Origin of the sequence: Thioalkalivibrio thiocyanodenitrificans ARhD 1 (assembly GCF_000378965.1) — a bacterium.
In the GTDB taxonomy this organism is placed as follows: domain Bacteria; phylum Pseudomonadota; class Gammaproteobacteria; order Ectothiorhodospirales; family Ectothiorhodospiraceae; genus Thioalkalivibrio_A; species Thioalkalivibrio_A thiocyanodenitrificans.
Map to the genome: position 1 here is coordinate 84,285 of NZ_KB900537.1, position 16,636 is coordinate 100,920.

The following is a 16,636-nucleotide window of genomic DNA, read 5'->3' on the forward strand; positions in this document are numbered from 1 at the left end:
ACCAATAAGGACCCTGCATACCACCAATGGAGGATATCATGGCAAGCAGACTGGAAAACGTCGCCAGACTCTATGTCGAGGCGATCCGCAACAAGGGTGACGTGGGTGAGGCATATCGGGAGCTCGTCAAAGCCGTTGATATGTCCGCATATGAGAACTTCATTCCCTACATCGCCGCGGGCAAGGCCCTCCAGCAGGAGGGGGAGATCGAGGTTGACGACGACGCCTGCGTTTCGCTCGGCGAGGGCGGCGCCTACGTGGCCGCATGGCTTTGGGTGGAGAACAAAGATGTCCAAAAGTTCATCGATGACCCAGGGCTGATCCCGTGGGGCATGCGGACGTAATAACTGGAGAACGCACCATGTCATACGGTTTCGACGACTTCGACATTCCGAGCAACAGGCCGGCTCCGCCTGAGCACCACGCGCCACAATGGGATGGTGCTGCACCCAAGCGAACAGGGGGGCAGTACCAGAACCACAAGGTCTACGCGGGCAAGGCGGCACTGCACGTTGAGCCAGATGAGACGCGCGCCGGCGTGGCGACGATTCGCATCGAGGCAGCTCCAGCGAAGTCGCCGAGGGTTTACGACTGGAAATCGAAGGTCACCATCCAGGTAACCCAGTCGGAGCTTCCGCTGATCGCAGCAACGCTTCTGGGCTTTATCCAGGAGGTAAGCTTCACGGCTCACGGTGAAGGGAAGGATAAGGGCTTCTCGATCACACGCCAACCCGAGCGCGGCGGACTGTTCGTGCGCGTGTTCAAGACCGGCACGGCGATGGCGATACCTGTCCCCGCCACGGATGTCACTTATCTCCTGGCAATGGTGTTGAGTCAGATCAGCAAGAACGGGTTCGGTGTCCATCCGGCGCTGCTGCCTGGGATCATCAAGGCCGCGGCTTCGTTGTACAAGCCCCCTGAAAGGGCGTAATACCAGCACGAGCACTTGCGTGCCATTCAAGAGACCCTCGCAGTCCCAGCGGACTACGGGGGTCTTTCTCTTGCCTCGATCAGCGCCCCGGCCGTCGAGGGCCCGGATCTTGACCTGGCGGCGTCAACAATATACGCTGTACAGAGATAGCGAAGCGACCGGGGTAGGCGAAAATGGCTAAAGGTTGGAGCGCAGCCGAGGAGGCCCTTCTTCGTCGGCACTATCCGCACGAGGGGGCCCTTGCCGTGGCGAGCAGGCTTGGGCGCAGCGCAACCGCGGTACGTCAACGCGCGGCGGCCCTCAACGTGCGAAGCACGGAATGGTGGTCAAAGCGTGATGATGATTTCCTGCGGGCCAATTACGCAAAGCACGGCGCCTCCTGGTGCGCCCGCAAGCTGAAACGCACCGCCTTGTCGGTACTCACCCGCGCCTCCCGCCTGGGGCTGTCTGAGAACCAGGCGTGGACAAGCGCCGAGGATACCCACCTGCGCCGCCATTACCAACGCACCGGGGCGCAAGCCTGCTCAAAGGCTATCGGGCGAAGCCCTCATGCCATTCACCAGCGCGCCGCCCAGCTCGGACTCTCCCGGACAAACAACACGCCCTGGAAGGACAGCGAGGATCGCTACCTCATGCGCCACTACTCAAAAAAGGGACCCAACTGGTGCGCCGAGCGTCTCGAACGGAGCTATCGCGCCGTCGTCTCCCGTGCCTACCGCCTCAAGCTCCCCGCCAAATAAGAACCCCTCGCGCCGCGTACGGCAGGGAGGGGGTGTGAATGTTACGTGCTTTCTTCTTCCCAGATCCGGCGGAAGCGATCAAAGTGTGATTGCATCAGATCCACCAGATCCGCTCCGCTGATTTCCTCGTCGCCGCCGTAGCCGATGCTTCGGAGGTCGCTGACCAGGTAGTCGATAGCGGTCATGACCTCTTCGGCTCTTGCCCCGAGGGCTTCGGCTCGCTCCTGGCTGTCGGCGTTTAGAAACTGACAAAGTGCCGGCATATCTCTTTCTCCTGTGTTCCTAGAAGTGGTACGGATTTCCCGTGATCACCTCTATAATCTCCGCCTTCGGAAGATCAACCCAGATATCTGGATCGCGGTTCAAGTATGTCGGGCCAGGCATCGCCTTGAAAACCACCTGCGCCTCCTCATCCAGCACGCCCACGGACGTGTCTGGATTGAAGAAGCTAACATACTGGACGCCATCGATGGTCAGATAGCTTTCTCCGAAGCTGTTCTCTGCAATGTCGATACACTCGACAGCGCCTAATACATACATCGCCCCTCCTTTCGTGCCCTTTTGTCCCTCGTATAGCGATCAAAGCTCGCCGCTTCTCATCGCCTTGTTGTACGCTCGCTCGGAGAACACCGGGTCAGAGAGCACAAGCTCTCCAGTGGATTCCCGAACCATCAGATTGGCCTCATGCAGATCCGCGCCCACGCGATACTCGCCGGCAAACCTGAGCAAGCTCGCCAATGCGTCCAGGAGAACCCGGCTGACAAGTCGTTCTCGCCTGACGCAACGCACCACATCGGAGAACCTCTTCTCCCGAAAGAAGATGCTCTCCAGTCTGTGCGCAATCGCGACCAGGTGCTTGTGCCGAGTCCGGTGTATCGGCGTGAGCCGCTCGATGCGAAACAGGTCAAGTCCAAAGGACCTGTCTTGCCAGACAACCCCGAAATCTCGTAACACCCTGGGGAATGCCGGGCTTTCAATGCCCGATTCGCACAACAACCAGCGCGTGGCCGGGTCTTTCGTGAGTTTCAGTACACTGCCTTTTCCCGACTCACGCTCAAAGACCACGCCAAAGGCGCCTCGGGCGAGCACCCGGGCGCCCCTCAGTGGAGGCTTGCGGATCAGCGCGTTATAGGGACTGCACCTCAGATCAATCGCCATCTTCTGCGCTACCTGTCATGTGAGACTGACAGGTATAGCGAACAACGAGGTCCGCCAGATCCCTCACCGGCGCAAGGTGGAGGGCTATTGCTGTACCGGGAGTTGGAGTCGAAAAAGCCCGTGACCGATAACAGTCACGGGCAAGTGAATCTTGTATCAGGGGGCGTCGACAAACAGGTACTCAACCCCGCCGAACACCTCATTCCAGGGGGTGCGGTGGTAATCGTAGCAGTCCGTCATGCCGTTGAACCTCCCCTTCTCGTACTTGGCGGCCAGCGCCTTGATCTCCTTGATGCCCGGCACGCCCTCCTGCCCTGTCGGCTCCCAGGTCACCCGCACACACGAATGACCCTGTTTCCTGACAGAGAACTTGACCCCGGGAAACCGGGTCTTGAGCTCCTTGCGAAGGTTGGCAGCCACCAGCTTTGCGCCGCGCCATTCATGGCCTTCGCCCTGGCGCAGTTGCGGGTGCGCCTCTCGAAGCGCTGCGACGGCCTGATCGAACTCCAGTTTGGCTGCTTGCGCTTCGCGCTCCTTGCGCTGCTCGAATTCCTTCGCCAGGCGAACACGACGCTCGACCTCTTCCCGGGAGACGACCTCGTCGTAGATCCTCCACTGAACGCCGTGAAGGATCGTCTCGGGGATTGTGCTGCGCGCGCCGTTGTCGTAGACCACCTCAAGAGTGGCGTTACCGCCGGCCCGCCCGATCCCGTTGGCGATAGAACGAACGCTTTGCGGGGCCTGCTCGCCGAGAATGCCGACCACGACCCCGTTGCGCCCTCCATAGAGGATGCTGTGTACCCGCTGACCTATCTCGACAGGTTTGTTGCTCATGAAAATGCCCTCCGCATGCATCACGACAAAACCGCAACCGGTGTTGCCGCTCGATAATTCTCTCCAAAGCGACTTCTCGTCGCACTGGTCCTGGTAAGTATAGGGACCGCAGGAGGGGCTCACTTGCGAAGCGCCTCCCTATACTCATTGGAAATGCAACACACCTGAGAGAGGAACCGATGAGCGAGAAAATCAAGCTTGAGATCAGCAATATGCGCGATTGGCGCATCGAGGAGGGCCTAACGTCAAAGGATGACGCCGACCTTCATCCAGGAGACGAGCGCTTGTTCCAGGCAACCGTGGAATACAACGGTGCTTCCCAGCTCTTCGTGATGATCGCCCCTGTGGGCGAAGGCGCCGGCGCCGGCGCCGATAACAGCCCCCAGATCGGGATCTCGATCGAGATCAACAACGGCGTGCCGTGCGTCCACCTGTCGGCCGACGCCCTCGGGGATAACCTGCTCCACGTATTCTCCCCGGACGGCAAGCGCCTGGTGCTCAATACGGAAGGCGAGACGAAATACGAGCCTCCGTCGCGACTGACCTACCGAAACCACGGTGTCATCGCTGTCTCGTGATCATTCCCCCCGGGCTCTGCCCGGGGTTTTTGTGTTCCGGTGCCGCCCACCCGGTTCAGGATTTGCCTTGTATTCGCTACACGCATCATGCGCGTGTTCGTATACAAGAACCTCCACAAGGGGTGCTTCTCTGTCAAATCCCTCGAAGGAGAGGACAAGGGCAGGGTGATTGCGCACGCCCGCGCCGTGCTTCTCCAGGATGCGTGCTTCAAGGTATCCGAAGCAGGCCGCCAACGTGTGCTCAAGGAAAGGCGCAAGAACGTGCACGCAGGTGTTGTAGGGCAGCTGAGCCTTATGGTGGCGCTCGATGAACCGCCTGACAGGACGCTGACGCCTCCCCCTCGCTGCGTCCTGGTCACCTACAACCCTTACCGGTACAGAACCTTTGTAACGGATGGCACAGAAATCCCTGTGCAGCACGCCGCCAGCGCATATCTGGCGGATGGCCGGGTCTACGTCTGCACGCCTTGGGGGTAGGGCAGCGCTTGCGCCGCAAAGCCCCTGCGAACAGAGACCTCTCGCCTTCACTGGAGCGCACAAAAAATCCCCTGAAGCCGCGAGGCTTTAGGGGATTGAGAGGGTGAATATCTTCGTGCTCCTGGCTTTCTGCCGGTGCTGGCCGGCCTACCGGCGGGTCAGCGGTTCGTGGATCTCGCCGGTCATGAACGCGACCCAGTGTGCCGCTTGCCCCATTGTCTCGAACCGGGCGTGAGTCTCGCCATCGGCCTTGACCGATACCGGCAACTCCCCGCAGGCAGCCTTTGTGATGAGGAACTCGGGCTGATGGTAGCCCCGATGGCGGTACAGCTCGCGCCCCGTCTCGACGTCGATGATTCGAATGACGTTGGAGTCAAGGATGCCGCCGCCTCCGATTCCGCCTTCCTCCTCAATCAACAGCGGGATCTTCAGGGTGCCCATAGAGCGCCCGATCCTGCCGAGCACATCGTGCTCGGACAACCAGTCGCGGCCGGTCTGGGCATCACCGAAGAACAATCGCAGCCGAGTGCCGTTCTTGCGGGCTTTCTCGAGGATGGCTCGAACCTTCTTCGGGGTGTCCGGGTTGAACCAGGTCCCCAGTTCGCTCTTGGCCGCCTCCTTGAGCAGCTGGTCGCGCTTCTCCAGCGCGGCCATCGTACCGAACTCGTCATCGCTTGGCGCCAGCTCAGGCAGGCCCAGGCGCGTTGACAAGGCCGCGGCCTCCTTGAACAGGTTCTCGAACCCAAGGCAGGAGAATCCGTGCCCCAGGTCGAACACGTACATCTCCTGTTCGTGATTCAGCAGTACACGCATGCTACACCTCACTTGATGTGGTTGACCTCAAGAGGTATAGCGAACCCTACAGGGGCCTGGCCACCGGGACCCTGCGCGCCACGATCTGCTCCTGCTCCAGACGCCCTGTGCCGCGCTCGAGCATATCAAGAACAAGCGGGTCGACCGCCGGGTTGATGGGCAGGAGCCGCTTGAGATCGTCCATCTGCTTCGTGGAGAATGCCTCGCCCTCGTCTAACCCCATGAGGTGAGGGTGAACCGTTATGCCGGCGCTGGCCTGTTGCAGACACTTGAGGATCCTGAACCCTCCTACATCCGTATCCCCCCAATGATACACAGGCGCCTGGCTCGTAGCGGTGAGGCGTCGGTAGAAGGCCTGGAGCGCGCGAACGGGGAATCCCGCCGTGTAGATAACCACCCCCTCGTCTCGAAAAGTCGCGGTGTACTCGTTGAAGCTCGATTGATTCTCGATGGTGAGAATGTACTCCGGACCTGCGGTGAGGGCGCAGGATTGCAGGAGGGCTCCTGGTACACCCACATAGGGCTGCACGCGGGCATCCACGCGATGCTCGCCATCGAACACAGTCAGAGGCCCTCTCAGGAGTACCGGCTGGGAAAGCGGGACCAGGTTGAGCTGGGCGAGCACCTCGCGCGACTCCAGCTCGACCCCCACCCGCGGGCGGTAGAGCGCAACAAGCGGCGCCTCAAGAAAGCGCAGCGCCTTTGAGTCGCCAAGGTATCTGGCGCCGAATTGGCGAAAATCGAGCGCGCCCTCGGGCTCAAGTGCCTCGATGGCGCGTACCGCCTTGATGAGCAGGGGCAGTTTTCCCGCATCCTCGACGCGAAGGGCGTAGCGCGAAGCGCCTCGAAGCCAACTCTCGCGTAACTGCGAAAGCGCTCCCTGGAGCCATTGCGGCAACCCGCCGAGGTCCAGCGCCTCGAATGCCTGATCAACCTGTTCCGGCAAAAAGGGCCTACCCAGAAATCTCGCCAGCGCCGGCGCGTCACGAAGGCGCACGCGCGCCAGCTCATGGCCTATGTAGCCACGCACCCATTCAACCGCGATGGCGCCGCGTTTCTCCGCATACTTCAGGGTTTCGTGGAACTCTGCGGCTGCTTGTGCGTCCCTGATCGGGTACCCGGCAATCCTGGATGCCGGCAGGGTGATGTCTCGTACCCGCTCGCTCGCCACCTCTCCGCGGCGAAGAAGGCTCTCCAGGACGCCCTTCGCAGACAGGCTCCTAACCATCCTGAGCCACCGCCTCATCCTGCAAGAAAGCCTGCTTGAGCAGGCGCTGCGCGCCCGCAGTCACGTAATCAGGCTCAACCCATGCCTTGTCCCCGTCGCGAATAAAGAACAGCACGGTATCGACGACACACCGAAGCCGGGCCTCCGCGTTATCCGGGGCGGCAACAAAGAGCTGGAGCCCGATCGATTTCAGGTAATCGGCGGCCTGAGCGGTGTTGATGGAGTCCATTTTCTCGAACGCCTCGTCGGCGAGATACAGATTCAGCCCTCCGTCGAAGCCTCCGTTTCCAGGGCGAGGTTCAATCCGGTACGCGCTCGCCATCGAGGCGCCCATTGCCACGTAGAAGGGTGTCTTGTGCTCACCTCCAGAGGCCGAGCCGATGCGCTTTGAAAGCCGCTCCTTGATACCGGTCTCCGGGTCCTGGATCTCGATATCGAAGGTGAAATACTGGCGGTAGTCGGCAAATTCGTCCCCGGCGTCTTCGGCAAGCATCTGCTCGATCTTCTCATTGATCCCGGCATGCACGTCAAACAGGCCGTCGATGTCCGCGACGACATGCTCATCGACGTTGTCGATGAAGCTCAGAAACTCCTTGAACTCGGGCTTTCTTTCATAACGGAACTGATAGATCTGGTTCGAGGAGAACGGCCGGCGGCGAAGCTCGGAGTTGAGTTCCGTGAATCTTCTCTCCATTTCCTTGATCTGGGTCTGGAGCTTGATGGCGATATCCGAGCGCAGCACCCGCTGCACCCGGCGAAGCGCCTCATCGAGCTCCTCAGCACGCTCGTGGAGTCCGACCTCACGAAGCTCACGCACCAGGTCCTGGACCTCCGCCCGGCGCCCGGCTTCGCTCACCGCGTCCATGAAATGGCGCGTCTCGTAGGTAACCCTGTACTCAGCGAGCTTTTCGCGGCCATCGTCGGCGTCTCTTTTCTGAAGCTTCTCCGCCGATTTGCTGCGCTCGGTCGCCTTCGCGATCAGATCCTGATAGCCATCAGGACCCTCCTCGGAGATCGTCTCGTCGAGGTCCGCAAGCATCTCGTTGGTTCGTGTGGCGTCGTAGTCCTCATCCTGCTCGCATTCGCGCCGCGCCTGCGCCAGATCAGGGAGCTGGCGGGCCAGCTGACGGCGTTGCTTGTTGGTGTTGCGAAAGGTCGCTCGCAGCTCGCCGATACGCTGAGTCCCCTTGCTCAGAAGCGCGTCGACCTCATGCCACTTCCCTTCCAGGGCCTTCTCCTGGGCTTCCAGCTGCTCCAGGTGGCTGGTATCGATCGCCTCGATCATCTTCTCCAGGCTGCGGGTCTCATCGCGCGCCCCGCCAAGGGCCTTGACGCGCGAGGCGACCGTATCGGTGAGCTCATTGAGCTGGTGGTTGAACCCGGACAACGCCCCGGCGAGCGCGCCAAGGGCTCGGTGCTCCTCATTCTGGCTCGTAAGCTCAGCGCCCAGGCGCTCGGCCTCCCGGGTGATCTGCTTGATCTGCTCTTCGGCCGCCCCCTTGCCCAGTGTCGGCACCGAAGGCAGACGCAGCCTCTGGATGCCCGCCTCTCGCACGAACATCCCATCCTTGGTCAAGGCCCGTTTTTCATTCATCAGGGCGCGGGTATCGACGTCTCTGAGGGCGATATCATGAAGGAGCCGGCGCACATAGGCGACCGCGAGCGGATCACTGCCCTCGATCAATGCGCCCGCGGTGCCGGGCTCGACTCTGTCCCGCCAGCCGGAGACTTTGAGGGTGTTGACCACGGTGGCGCCGTAGACATCGCCTTTCTTGAGCCGCCGGTATATCTCGGTCGCCTCGGTGGCCTGCTCGGCAGGCACGATCAGCGCCTCCATGTTCGAGCGCAGATACGCCTCAATGGCCGGCTGCCACTGGGGGTCGCTGACCTCTACAAGCTCGCAGACAGGCACAGCCCGGATCCCGGCCTCCTCGAGGGCTTCCTGAAGCACCAGAGTGTTGCGCGACAGGTCCGAGGCGCCGCCCTCAAGGCGCTTGCGCCTGCCTTCGAGCTCAGCGATGCGCTCCCTGATGCGCTCGCCCTGGTAGCCCTGGCGGGCGTGCTTCTCGGCCGTTTCTTCAATCATCCGCCCGATCGCGCCCCGCACGGCCTTGGTCGCGCGATCCACGGCGGCGGCGTCTTCAGGCCAGTCAGGGGAGATTTGCGCGCAGACCCGGTTCAGTTCGCTCAGAAGAGCGATATCAGAGGCATCCAGCCGATCCTTGTACTCGAGCACCTCCGAGACATGCGCCAGGCGATCCCGCGCGCGCGAAAGCGCCTCTTGCGCACGCTCGATCTTGCCGCGCACCGCCTGGAGTCTCTGCTCAAGCAGCGTCTTTCTGGTCTTGGCGTCGTCATTTGCGAGCGCGCCTCGCACCGCCATGAGCTCCGTCTCAAGGCGCTGACGCTGCGCCGCCAGCGCCCGGCGCTCTGCGCGCAGTGCGCTGTACTGCCCGGCCGTCTCGACAAGGCTCTCGGTGAGCTGTTCTCTTTGGCTGTCCGCCATCTGGAACCGGTACTCGGCTGCGCACCAGGCATAGCCGGCGCGGCGCTGCCCGCTGCGCTGGGCCCGGGTAAGCAGGGCGTCGATCTCGTTGAGACGCTCGATCTGCTCTTTGGTGCGCTGCACCGCCTCCTGCTTGCGACGATAGCTGGCGATGCTCTCGCGCATCTGCTCGAGGTTGAGCGTCTTGCTGTCCAGGATGGAGGTGCGTACAAAATCCGAAACCGACTCATCGAGCCCGCTCAGGCTCACGGTCTGCTTGAACGCACGCCGAAACTTCGAGTCGAGCGGGATCCGTGAAGCGGTCCCGAGGCTTGAGAGCAGCTGCTTGACCATCTCGGTGGGCGCGTGGGGGTAGAAATGGACCCTGGTGTCGGCCAGATGGTGCCCAAGCATCGCCTTGAGGGCAGGGTAGGGCTTGGGGATCTCCCCGAGATCCGTGGTATCCAGAAGATCACTCAAGCGAAGCTCGTGGCCCTCCGCGATGAAAAACCCCTCAAACTGCGCCTGCGGGTCGCTCTTTCTGGCCGAGATCGCCGCGCCGACGCTGACCTTCTCGCCGGTTTCCTCGTCCGTGAAGACCAGGACGATGCGCGAGAGCGCATCCGGGCGCGGCTGATAGAAGGCGGATCCCGCAACCGCATCCTCATCCTTGACAAGACCCAGGACGTAGCTTCGCACATCGCGCGCGCCACGCCGGTCAGTCGCCTTGGCGTTGGAGCGCCAATCAGCGAGGTTGCCGCCGAGCATCACGAGCTGGATCGCGTCGATCAGGCTCGATTTCCCGGCCCCGTTCTTGCCCAGCAGGGCCGCGTGCCCGCGTATCTCCCACTCGACGGCCTCAAAGAGATACCAGTTGACCAATACAATACGGGTGAGTGCCTTCACGCCTCGTCCTCCTCGACAGACTCATCTTCCTGGTGTTCGCTGGTATCGATATCCTCAGCCCTGAGGTATACCTCGATGCGCTTGATGGCCTCACCATTGAGTAGCGCGGTGATGGTCGGCAGAATGCGCAGGCGCTCGATCTCCGGGTGCTCCTCATCGGCGCCGTGCTCCAGGATGGCGCAGCGGATGAAAGGGGCGATCAGGGCGTCGAAGTCGCCCTTGGTCTTGGGTAGGTCGCGCTTGGTAAACTGATGGTGGCGGATCTCGAAATCCTCAACGGTGAGCTCCACCGTGCCGTCCTCGTTGGCGGAAAAGTTGGTAACCGCCTCGTCGTAGAGATAACGCAGGGTGAACAGCACCAGCGTCTCGGCAAGGCTCATGCGGCGCGTATAATCCAGCGGCACCGCTCCGACGTACCCTCGCTCCTCGCTGATGACGAGTTCGTAGTTGAGCGCCTCCATGAGGTTTCGGAAGTACCCCGGAAATCGAACCACCAGGTCATAGTGCTTGCGATGCCTGCCTTTGTGCTGGAGCAAGAACTGGCGGGCCAACAGATTGTAGGCCGCCTCCTTGATCGCGCTCTCCTCGATATCCTCATGCCGGGCGAGCAGGTTCTTCAAATCGGAAATCACAGCCCCTCCTTGCGCCGCGTGATGGTCACGTTGCGCATGCAAAAATAGTCGGTCTCGACCCAGTCTTCCCCGGGGGTCAGCTGGTAGCGAGATAGAACATCCGGGAATTCCTGCGCACCGCTCCCCGGGCAGCGTGCCGCCCTGCGAAGCGCCAGTGTGCAGAAGTAATCACGCACTGTGCGTACCTCGAACGCACCGAGCTCTCCCTTGCCGCCAGGACCTACCCGCTGGGAGAGGAACTCACCGAGCGCCCGCTCGGTCACCTGAACTGCCTGGTGCGCAAACCTCTCCCGATCCGATCGCGCACGGACCTTCGGATCAAGCGGCGTTTTCTTCACCGCCCGCGGCGCCGGCGCTTCGCGCACACGTTTTGGCTGAGCAAGCCTCGCCTCGCCGGGCAGCTCAGCGCCCATCAAGGGCAGGGCGATACCTGCTTGAGGGTGCCTTTCGCCATGGCGCACGAGCGCCGCGCTCAGGCGCGCCAGATCCTTGCCAAGGGTGCGCGGGGCGCGGGTCGCGTAATCGATCACCGTGTCGATACGGCGCTCGTAGCGAACCTTCATCGCATCGATCGCATCGAGCTGGCGCTCTATGTTGAGAAACACCTGCTCAAGGCGGGAGAGGTCCTGATCGAGGCGCACGCGGGCATCTCCCACCTCCACCTCACCATAAAGGCGCTTGTACCCCTCGAGGAGCTCCGCCTTGATCTCGTCCTGGTAACGCAACGCAGTCACGATACGCAAGAGCTCGTCGCGGATGCGCAGCGGGTTCTCCGAGGTCTTGATGGGCGCGTAATCTCGCACCAGAAGATCCCGCAGGAAGTCATCGAAGAAGGTGGCCACGATCTCACGGGTGGGCAGATCCCCGCGGATCCGGTCATAAAGAGCCTTGATCGCGCCGCGGATGCTGTTGACGTGGCGCGCGAATCGCCCGGCGTCCTTGGCAAGCTCGGTGAGCGTGTCGGCCTGTTCGCGGGGCGACTCATAGACCTGGCGCATCCCGGCCGCCATCCCCTTGAGCTTTCCAGTGACGATCAGGGGCCGGCCCTCGGCCATCTCTATCAGAAGAGACAGGCACTGGCTGACTCTCGATGCCATCGATACATAATCGTGGTAGCCCCTGCGCTCTTCTTCCAGCCACCCCGCCGCCCGGAGGGCGTAGTAGGTGTTGTTGGCACGCAAGCGCCTGGGGTTGTCCGTTTTCTCGGATCCTGCGCCCTCGCCACCCTCATCCACCCAAAGATCGGAGCGCTCATCGAGCACCGCCTCGATCGCGTCGATGACAGATGATCGCGCATGCCCATAGTCGAGCACCTCGACCTCATCATCGAACATGGTCTTGTACAGACGCAGCAGCACCTGCCAGTACAGGCGCCGGTTCGGCGAGGCCAGGGGGCCAAACAGCCCCTCGGGCAATTGATCAAACAGGTTGCGCGGCGTTCTCGACATCACGGGCTCTTCAAGTGGGCATCACAGGCCTTTCTGCTTCGGCCGACCCACCTTCTGTCATGAAGGTGCTTCGCGCCATGCTTCTCTTGTTTCGATGGTCAGAGTATAGCAATTGTAACATCTATACCCCCTCAGAGGCAATTATGCGAAACGCAGGATCCGCCCCAAGTCGCTCAGGCGGAGCGCGCAGTGCGTCTGTCAATTTAATCTGGAGGGGTTCGCCCGCAGGCGGCGCTCGCGCACCAGGCCCGGAAGGGGCAAACGGAAAGCCCATTACCTGGCCGGCGAAGGCGTCATCGGTCCGCGACCATAAATACGGCTTATAGAAGCCGCGAAAGCCCCAGGGCAGGGCGGCGGGGTTGATTGAAGGGTGTCGGTCAGGCGCCATTGCGCTGCGAGCGCGCCGGCCGCCTGACGGGTTCGAGGGCTGCGGGTCAGCGCCCCAGCCGGGTCTTCTGATCCTGTATCTGGCGCACAATGCGGTTCCACGCGTCCGCGTGCTCGTCGGACTGAATCTTTGCTGAGACGCCCTCGTTATCGGACAGGATCGACTGCATTCCTACGGTCTCCAGGCCCAGGCAGCGAACATAGACCACGGCGCGCGGCCAGCGTGCCTGAGGGTTGTAGAGCAGCGCCTCTGGCATGCACCCGGCGATGCCGGCGCTGCCGGCAATGGTGCATGTGCTCAGGACTCCGTAGTTGCGGGTGCCGTTCGCATCATCGCATTCGCAATTCGCGCTCAACAGGAGGGTGTCTTCCGGGCAGTTGATGTGCGCAACCCCATCGATGGGCGCAGTGGAGTCATCGGCCCCTATGGTGTGGATGATGACTGCGGACAGGGAGCGCTCCAGGAGGGCTTGAAAGTTCTCGTTTACTTCGCTGGCCCGAGCCGGCTGTCCCGCCTGAAATGTATGCGGCAGCTCGGCGTATACCGCCCCGCTCATCAGCCAGAACGACAAGAACACTGCGCGTTTGAACATCACCGGTCCCTCCCTGAAGAGATCCTATTGCCACGTGGCGCTATCCCAGTCCCCGCTATCCCACGCGAGCGGGGCGGCCTCACCGCCGGGCGGTGGTGCAGCGCCATTTCCGGGGGCAGGGGTCGATGAGCTCGAGCCTCCGCCGCCGCATCCTGCGAGCACGAGAAAACAGATGACCAGGGGAATCGCCACGCGAAGCCGTGACCCTGCAAATCGACGAAGGTGCGTGTTCGGATTCACTGACAGCCCCCAAAATGAACCCGGCGCTTTCTCAGGCGCCGGCTCTCCCCACCTAGACCTTAGGCAGCCCTCGCGGGATTGTCAACGAAGCCTGGCCGCGCTCAGAGGTCTTTCAGCGCCTCGCTGATGAGCTCTTCGGGGGGATCCTCGTAGATCAGGGTCGTGGAGGGGTTCACATGCCCGGCGATCTTCTGGGCGACCTTGACCGATTTCTTCTGCTTGTGGATGACGTTGGTGATCACCGAGCGCCTCCCGCTGTGCGAGCTGGCCTTCTCGATCCCCGCCCAGTCCCGCAGCATCAGCGCCATGTGCTCCTGGAGCGTATTGGGGGAGTAGGGCCCGCCTTTCTGCGTCACGAACAGCGGGTCCGTGGGACGAAGGACTCTGGCCTTGTCCAATCGCACGCGTAGATGGTCCTCCAGGGCCTCCCGTAACACGCCATCGACCATGGGGAGATCGCGCGCGTTGCCTTTATGTTTCTTGACGTTTGGATAGAAATCCTCTGGGTCGATCTCGGCGCCAGCCTTGGCCTGTTTCTCTACCTCGCGCAGAATCTTGGCGAAGTCCTCGACGCTGAAGCTCACAGCCCTGCGCTGGTAACGGCTTTTGGATCGACCCATGGCGTTCGCGCCCTTGGTGTAGGACGCAGGCAGACTCAGGACCTCCAGAAGCCTGAAATCCTTGCCCGTGGGCGCAAGATGAGCCACCTCCTTGATCTGGAGCAGCGCGATCTCCTGGGCACGCAGGCCAAGCTTGAAGCTCACCTGCATGATGGCCGTGTTCTTCTCGGGATGGCGGTGCTCGCGGATCACATCGAAGAGATGACGCTGCTGCTCGGCGGTGGGTACGCGTGCCTGGCCGGATTTTGCCATGGGGGACCTCTGGGCAGGGTGGGCTCTAAAATCCGTAATAATGTTATTTTAACGGATATCCACGCAAAATTGGCAGCACATGGGAAAAATCGAGGCCTTGAGCGTTTCTGCTGCACAATTTATGTGCTATCGTTTCCCTAGAATATACTTAGCGGGAGATCACAGCCATGCTGAGTACCGACACGCAACACACCAGGCATTCACCGCCGACCCGCGCGCAGGTCCTGACAAAGGCTGTTCTGCGCGCCGCGGACCTACTTGGCCTCAAGCGCAGCCAGCTCGGCGCCGCCATCGGGTTGAGCCCGGCGACGCTGAGCCGCATGCACGCCGGCAAGTACCAGCTCGATCCTGGAGACAAGTCCTGGGAGCTGGCCTTGTTGCTGGTTCGACTCTACCGCGGCCTGGATGCGCTCATGGGCGGAGATGAGCGCTCCCTTCAGGCATGGATGCGAAACCCCAACAAGGATCTGCATGAGGCCCCCGTCAATATGATCGGGCAGGTGGCCGATCTTGCCCGACTGGTCGCCTATGTGGACGCACATCGCGCTCGCGTCTGAAGCCCAGCCCGCTGCCGGCGAGGCCTGGAGGGTGGTGGAGCACCAGCACACGTTCTCCACGCGCAAGGTGGTCGATACGCAGGAAGAGCAGCTGGTGCTTGAGGACCTGGTCGAGCAAAGCAAGCCCCCGTACCCACCCGGCACCGAGCACCTACATTACCTCCTGAAGACCCCCTTTCGCTACTATCCACCCTCTCCCTGGGGGTCCCGATTTCGCCGCGCGGATGATGGCCGCGGCGTCTTCTACTGCGCCCCTGAGAAGCGCGCCGCGATGGCTGAGTGCGCCTACTGGCGCCGGCGCTTCCTGGATGCCTCCCCCGGCACGCCTCTGCCGCGCAACCCCGGACTGCTCACCGTATTCTGCATTGCCTATGAGAGCGATCTCCAGCTCGATCTGACGCGCCCGCCGCTCGATGCCGATCGCGCGCTCTGGGTTCACCCTGAGGATTACTCCTCCACTCAGGCGCTGGCCGATGCGGCGCGCCAGGACGGGATAGAGATCATCCGTTACGAATCGGTCCGGGATCCGCAGCGCGGAGACAACCTCGCCCTTCTGACCCCCGCCGCCTTCTCCGAGCCGAGGCCGATCACAGAACAGGCCTGGTACCTCTATCTCGACGCAACCGAGTCTAACTTGAAGCGCTCGGGTGGCGCAGAGGTGGTGACGTTCTACGTTTGATGGGGCCGCCCCGGCGGCCGGCAAAAGAAAGCACCCCTGCGAGAGGGGTGCGGAATTGATCATGCTCACGCCAAACGGGCTCAGGCAGCCTCACGGAGAGCTTCGGAAAGTTCGAGATACCGACGAGGTACCCGATTCCTCCCCCAGTGCCCCATGTGGTGCGCAACAGAATAGGCCTTTGACAGTGCCCGCCAGGTCTCCTCGGCGCCTCCACCTGGAACCACGCAAGTGGATCCGTAGAGGCGCAGATTGCGTTCATTCATCCAGCGCGTAGCTTCGATGTACAGAGCGGTGCCGATGCCTCGTCTGCGCCACTCTTCCTCGACACCCACAAAGTCGACCACCGGCTTGTCCACAAACCAGCCCAGAAACTCCCTGTACGACCTCTGATGTCGGCGCTCAACGGCCTCGAGAAGCTCGAGCGCCTCGTCGATCGGCATCTCGCCGCGCTCCAGCTTGAGATAGGTGTCGTAGCTACAAAAGCCAAGCGCCGCCTGTTTCGCGAACTCCAGCGTGCCAACACCAAAAGACATGCCGACTCGGCCCTTGATCTTCCTCAGCCAATCCCAGATGCCGTGCTTATAGAGTGCCTTGAGATTCTCCCGCGGGATGTAGCTGATCTTCAGATAGCCCGCCCGGCTGCGGCCGATCCAGGCATCCACCGAATGAACCACCCATCCCCGATTATGCGGCTCGGTGTCCTCAAGGCGCTCCATCACGATCGGCTCGCCTTGCTTGGTCGCATATCTCATACGGCATCCCTCCTTGAGGGGTCGGCGCTTGCGTCAGCGGGATCGTGCTCTGCGCGCACCCGCTCCACAATCTTTGCGATATCGGCGACCCGCTCGCCCATGCCAAACTCATCAGTGGCGCCCGCCTCCTTCATGATCTGTCGTCGAAACTCACCCAGGATCAGGCCGTAGTCTTCGAGCCACTCCAGCGGCATCACCACCACAATACCGCCCTCCTCCGTGCGCCTCGCATCCCCTACTACCAAGTCCTCACAAGCCATCGTAATGCTCCTCCGAATACGAGATCCTCATGTGTGTGCCACGTATAGCGAAAAGCACAAAAAACC

Annotated in this window: 20 protein-coding genes; 7 read left to right on the top strand and 13 right to left on the bottom strand. The window is 61.8% G+C overall.

Annotation, left to right across the window (positions count from 1 at the left end; genetic code table 11):
• The first annotated feature begins 38 nt into the window (after nucleotides 1-38).
• The 3 genes from THITHI_RS0116665 to THITHI_RS0116675 all read left to right on the top strand — a co-directional run bounded on the left by THITHI_RS0116665 (nucleotide 39) and on the right by THITHI_RS0116675 (nucleotide 1,671).
• Complete coding sequence (locus tag THITHI_RS0116665; protein WP_156820679.1) at nucleotides 39-344, top strand: hypothetical protein; 306 nt, start codon at nucleotides 39-41, stop codon at nucleotides 342-344.
• 17 nt (nucleotides 345-361) lie between these two features.
• Nucleotides 362-931 carry a hypothetical protein gene (locus tag THITHI_RS19370; protein ID WP_018234222.1) on the top strand — a complete coding sequence of 190 codons (570 nt, stop codon included), beginning with the start codon at nucleotides 362-364 and terminating at the stop codon, nucleotides 929-931.
• 173 nt (nucleotides 932-1,104) lie between these two features.
• Nucleotides 1,105-1,671: a hypothetical protein gene (locus tag THITHI_RS0116675; protein WP_156820680.1), complete on the top strand. Its 567-nt coding sequence runs from the start codon at nucleotides 1,105-1,107 to the stop codon at nucleotides 1,669-1,671.
• A gap of 41 nt (nucleotides 1,672-1,712) precedes the next feature.
• On the opposite strand, the gene THITHI_RS0116680 is transcribed toward THITHI_RS0116675, so the two are convergent.
• The 4 genes from THITHI_RS0116680 to THITHI_RS19940 all read right to left on the bottom strand — a co-directional run bounded on the left by THITHI_RS0116680 (nucleotide 1,713) and on the right by THITHI_RS19940 (nucleotide 3,663).
• Nucleotides 1,713-1,934 (bottom strand): hypothetical protein, encoded by a 222-nt coding sequence (locus tag THITHI_RS0116680; protein ID WP_018234224.1) that lies wholly within the window; start codon nucleotides 1,932-1,934, stop codon nucleotides 1,713-1,715.
• A 19-nt stretch (nucleotides 1,935-1,953) separates the two neighbouring features.
• On the bottom strand, nucleotides 1,954-2,211 hold the full coding sequence (locus THITHI_RS0116685; RefSeq protein WP_018234225.1) for a hypothetical protein: 258 nt from the start codon (nucleotides 2,209-2,211) through the stop codon (nucleotides 1,954-1,956).
• A 39-nt stretch (nucleotides 2,212-2,250) separates the two neighbouring features.
• Complete coding sequence (locus tag THITHI_RS0116690; RefSeq protein WP_018234226.1) at nucleotides 2,251-2,829, bottom strand: hypothetical protein; 579 nt, start codon at nucleotides 2,827-2,829, stop codon at nucleotides 2,251-2,253.
• 156 nt (nucleotides 2,830-2,985) lie between these two features.
• Entirely contained in the window at nucleotides 2,986-3,663 is a 678-nt protein-coding gene (locus tag THITHI_RS19940) for an LPD29 domain-containing protein (protein ID WP_156820681.1), read from the bottom strand.
• Nucleotides 3,664-3,842: 179 nt separating this feature from the next.
• Between THITHI_RS19940 and THITHI_RS0116700 the strand changes: the two genes are divergently transcribed.
• Together THITHI_RS0116700 and THITHI_RS21240 are read left to right on the top strand one after the other, a co-directional pair.
• Nucleotides 3,843-4,241: a hypothetical protein gene (locus THITHI_RS0116700; RefSeq protein ID WP_018234228.1), complete on the top strand. Its 399-nt coding sequence runs from the start codon at nucleotides 3,843-3,845 to the stop codon at nucleotides 4,239-4,241.
• 87 nt (nucleotides 4,242-4,328) lie between these two features.
• Complete coding sequence (locus THITHI_RS21240; protein WP_018234229.1) at nucleotides 4,329-4,718, top strand: hypothetical protein; 390 nt, start codon at nucleotides 4,329-4,331, stop codon at nucleotides 4,716-4,718.
• 147 nt (nucleotides 4,719-4,865) lie between these two features.
• On the opposite strand, the gene THITHI_RS0116710 is transcribed toward THITHI_RS21240, so the two are convergent.
• From THITHI_RS0116710 to THITHI_RS0116740, 7 genes are all read right to left on the bottom strand, one after another.
• Entirely contained in the window at nucleotides 4,866-5,531 is a 666-nt protein-coding gene (locus tag THITHI_RS0116710) for a hypothetical protein (RefSeq protein ID WP_018234230.1), read from the bottom strand.
• Between the two features lie 46 nt (nucleotides 5,532-5,577).
• Nucleotides 5,578-6,759, bottom strand: a complete 1,182-nt coding sequence (locus THITHI_RS0116715; protein WP_018234231.1) for a Wadjet anti-phage system protein JetD domain-containing protein — start codon at nucleotides 6,757-6,759, stop codon at nucleotides 5,578-5,580.
• Complete coding sequence (locus THITHI_RS0116720) at nucleotides 6,752-10,150, bottom strand: SbcC/MukB-like Walker B domain-containing protein (protein ID WP_018234232.1); 3,399 nt, start codon at nucleotides 10,148-10,150, stop codon at nucleotides 6,752-6,754. Before THITHI_RS0116720 ends, THITHI_RS0116715 begins: the two co-directional genes overlap by 8 nt.
• Nucleotides 10,147-10,782, bottom strand: a complete 636-nt coding sequence (locus THITHI_RS0116725; protein ID WP_018234233.1) for a DUF4194 domain-containing protein — start codon at nucleotides 10,780-10,782, stop codon at nucleotides 10,147-10,149. Before THITHI_RS0116725 ends, THITHI_RS0116720 begins: the two co-directional genes overlap by 4 nt.
• On the bottom strand, nucleotides 10,779-12,230 hold the full coding sequence (locus THITHI_RS20880) for a Wadjet anti-phage system protein JetA family protein (protein ID WP_018234234.1): 1,452 nt from the start codon (nucleotides 12,228-12,230) through the stop codon (nucleotides 10,779-10,781). The genes THITHI_RS0116725 and THITHI_RS20880 overlap by 4 nt, the downstream gene beginning before the upstream one ends.
• Nucleotides 12,231-12,664: 434 nt before the next feature.
• Nucleotides 12,665-13,210, bottom strand: coding sequence for a hypothetical protein (locus tag THITHI_RS0116735; RefSeq protein ID WP_018234235.1), 546 nt, complete (start codon nucleotides 13,208-13,210; stop codon nucleotides 12,665-12,667).
• Between the two features lie 341 nt (nucleotides 13,211-13,551).
• Entirely contained in the window at nucleotides 13,552-14,322 is a 771-nt protein-coding gene (locus THITHI_RS0116740; RefSeq protein ID WP_018234236.1) for a site-specific integrase, read from the bottom strand.
• Between the two features lie 167 nt (nucleotides 14,323-14,489).
• On the opposite strand from THITHI_RS0116740, the gene THITHI_RS0116745 reads away from it, so the two are divergent.
• Together THITHI_RS0116745 and THITHI_RS0116750 are read left to right on the top strand one after the other, a co-directional pair.
• On the top strand, nucleotides 14,490-14,879 hold the full coding sequence (locus tag THITHI_RS0116745) for an MbcA/ParS/Xre antitoxin family protein (protein WP_018234237.1): 390 nt from the start codon (nucleotides 14,490-14,492) through the stop codon (nucleotides 14,877-14,879).
• Nucleotides 14,851-15,558, top strand: coding sequence for an RES family NAD+ phosphorylase (locus THITHI_RS0116750; protein ID WP_018234238.1), 708 nt, complete (start codon nucleotides 14,851-14,853; stop codon nucleotides 15,556-15,558). Before THITHI_RS0116745 ends, THITHI_RS0116750 begins: the two co-directional genes overlap by 29 nt.
• 80 nt (nucleotides 15,559-15,638) lie before the next feature.
• Here THITHI_RS0116750 and THITHI_RS0116755 read toward each other — a convergent pair whose 3' ends face one another.
• Together THITHI_RS0116755 and THITHI_RS0116760 are read right to left on the bottom strand one after the other, a co-directional pair.
• Nucleotides 15,639-16,310 (bottom strand): GNAT family N-acetyltransferase, encoded by a 672-nt coding sequence (locus THITHI_RS0116755; protein WP_018234239.1) that lies wholly within the window; start codon nucleotides 16,308-16,310, stop codon nucleotides 15,639-15,641.
• Nucleotides 16,307-16,570 (bottom strand): hypothetical protein, encoded by a 264-nt coding sequence (locus tag THITHI_RS0116760; RefSeq protein ID WP_018234240.1) that lies wholly within the window; start codon nucleotides 16,568-16,570, stop codon nucleotides 16,307-16,309. Before THITHI_RS0116760 ends, THITHI_RS0116755 begins: the two co-directional genes overlap by 4 nt.
• Between the last annotated feature and the right edge of the window lie 66 nt (nucleotides 16,571-16,636).

Bases quoted from the DNA above. Each gene is read 5' to 3' on its own strand.
- THITHI_RS0116665 (WP_156820679.1), top strand. From the start codon at position 39: ATGGCAAGCAGACTGGAAAACGTCGCCAGACTCTATGTCGAGGCGATC.
- THITHI_RS19370 (WP_018234222.1), top strand. From the start codon at position 362: ATGTCATACGGTTTCGACGACTTCGACATTCCGAGCAACAGGCCGGCT.
- THITHI_RS0116675 (WP_156820680.1), top strand. From the start codon at position 1,105: ATGGCTAAAGGTTGGAGCGCAGCCGAGGAGGCCCTTCTTCGTCGGCAC.
- THITHI_RS0116680 (WP_018234224.1), bottom strand. From the start codon at position 1,934: ATGCCGGCACTTTGTCAGTTTCTAAACGCCGACAGCCAGGAGCGAGCC.
- THITHI_RS0116685 (WP_018234225.1), bottom strand. From the start codon at position 2,211: ATGTATGTATTAGGCGCTGTCGAGTGTATCGACATTGCAGAGAACAGC.
- THITHI_RS0116690 (WP_018234226.1), bottom strand. From the start codon at position 2,829: ATGGCGATTGATCTGAGGTGCAGTCCCTATAACGCGCTGATCCGCAAG.
- THITHI_RS19940 (WP_156820681.1), bottom strand. From the start codon at position 3,663: ATGAGCAACAAACCTGTCGAGATAGGTCAGCGGGTACACAGCATCCTC.
- THITHI_RS0116700 (WP_018234228.1), top strand. From the start codon at position 3,843: ATGAGCGAGAAAATCAAGCTTGAGATCAGCAATATGCGCGATTGGCGC.
- THITHI_RS21240 (WP_018234229.1), top strand. From the start codon at position 4,329: ATGCGCGTGTTCGTATACAAGAACCTCCACAAGGGGTGCTTCTCTGTC.
- THITHI_RS0116710 (WP_018234230.1), bottom strand. From the start codon at position 5,531: ATGCGTGTACTGCTGAATCACGAACAGGAGATGTACGTGTTCGACCTG.
- THITHI_RS0116715 (WP_018234231.1), bottom strand. From the start codon at position 6,759: ATGGTTAGGAGCCTGTCTGCGAAGGGCGTCCTGGAGAGCCTTCTTCGC.
- THITHI_RS20880 (WP_018234234.1), bottom strand. From the start codon at position 12,230: ATGTCGAGAACGCCGCGCAACCTGTTTGATCAATTGCCCGAGGGGCTG.
- THITHI_RS0116735 (WP_018234235.1), bottom strand. From the start codon at position 13,210: ATGTTCAAACGCGCAGTGTTCTTGTCGTTCTGGCTGATGAGCGGGGCG.
- THITHI_RS0116740 (WP_018234236.1), bottom strand. From the start codon at position 14,322: ATGGCAAAATCCGGCCAGGCACGCGTACCCACCGCCGAGCAGCAGCGT.
- THITHI_RS0116745 (WP_018234237.1), top strand. From the start codon at position 14,490: ATGCTGAGTACCGACACGCAACACACCAGGCATTCACCGCCGACCCGC.
- THITHI_RS0116750 (WP_018234238.1), top strand. From the start codon at position 14,851: ATGTGGACGCACATCGCGCTCGCGTCTGAAGCCCAGCCCGCTGCCGGC.
- THITHI_RS0116755 (WP_018234239.1), bottom strand. From the start codon at position 16,310: ATGAGATATGCGACCAAGCAAGGCGAGCCGATCGTGATGGAGCGCCTT.
- THITHI_RS0116760 (WP_018234240.1), bottom strand. From the start codon at position 16,570: ATGGCTTGTGAGGACTTGGTAGTAGGGGATGCGAGGCGCACGGAGGAG.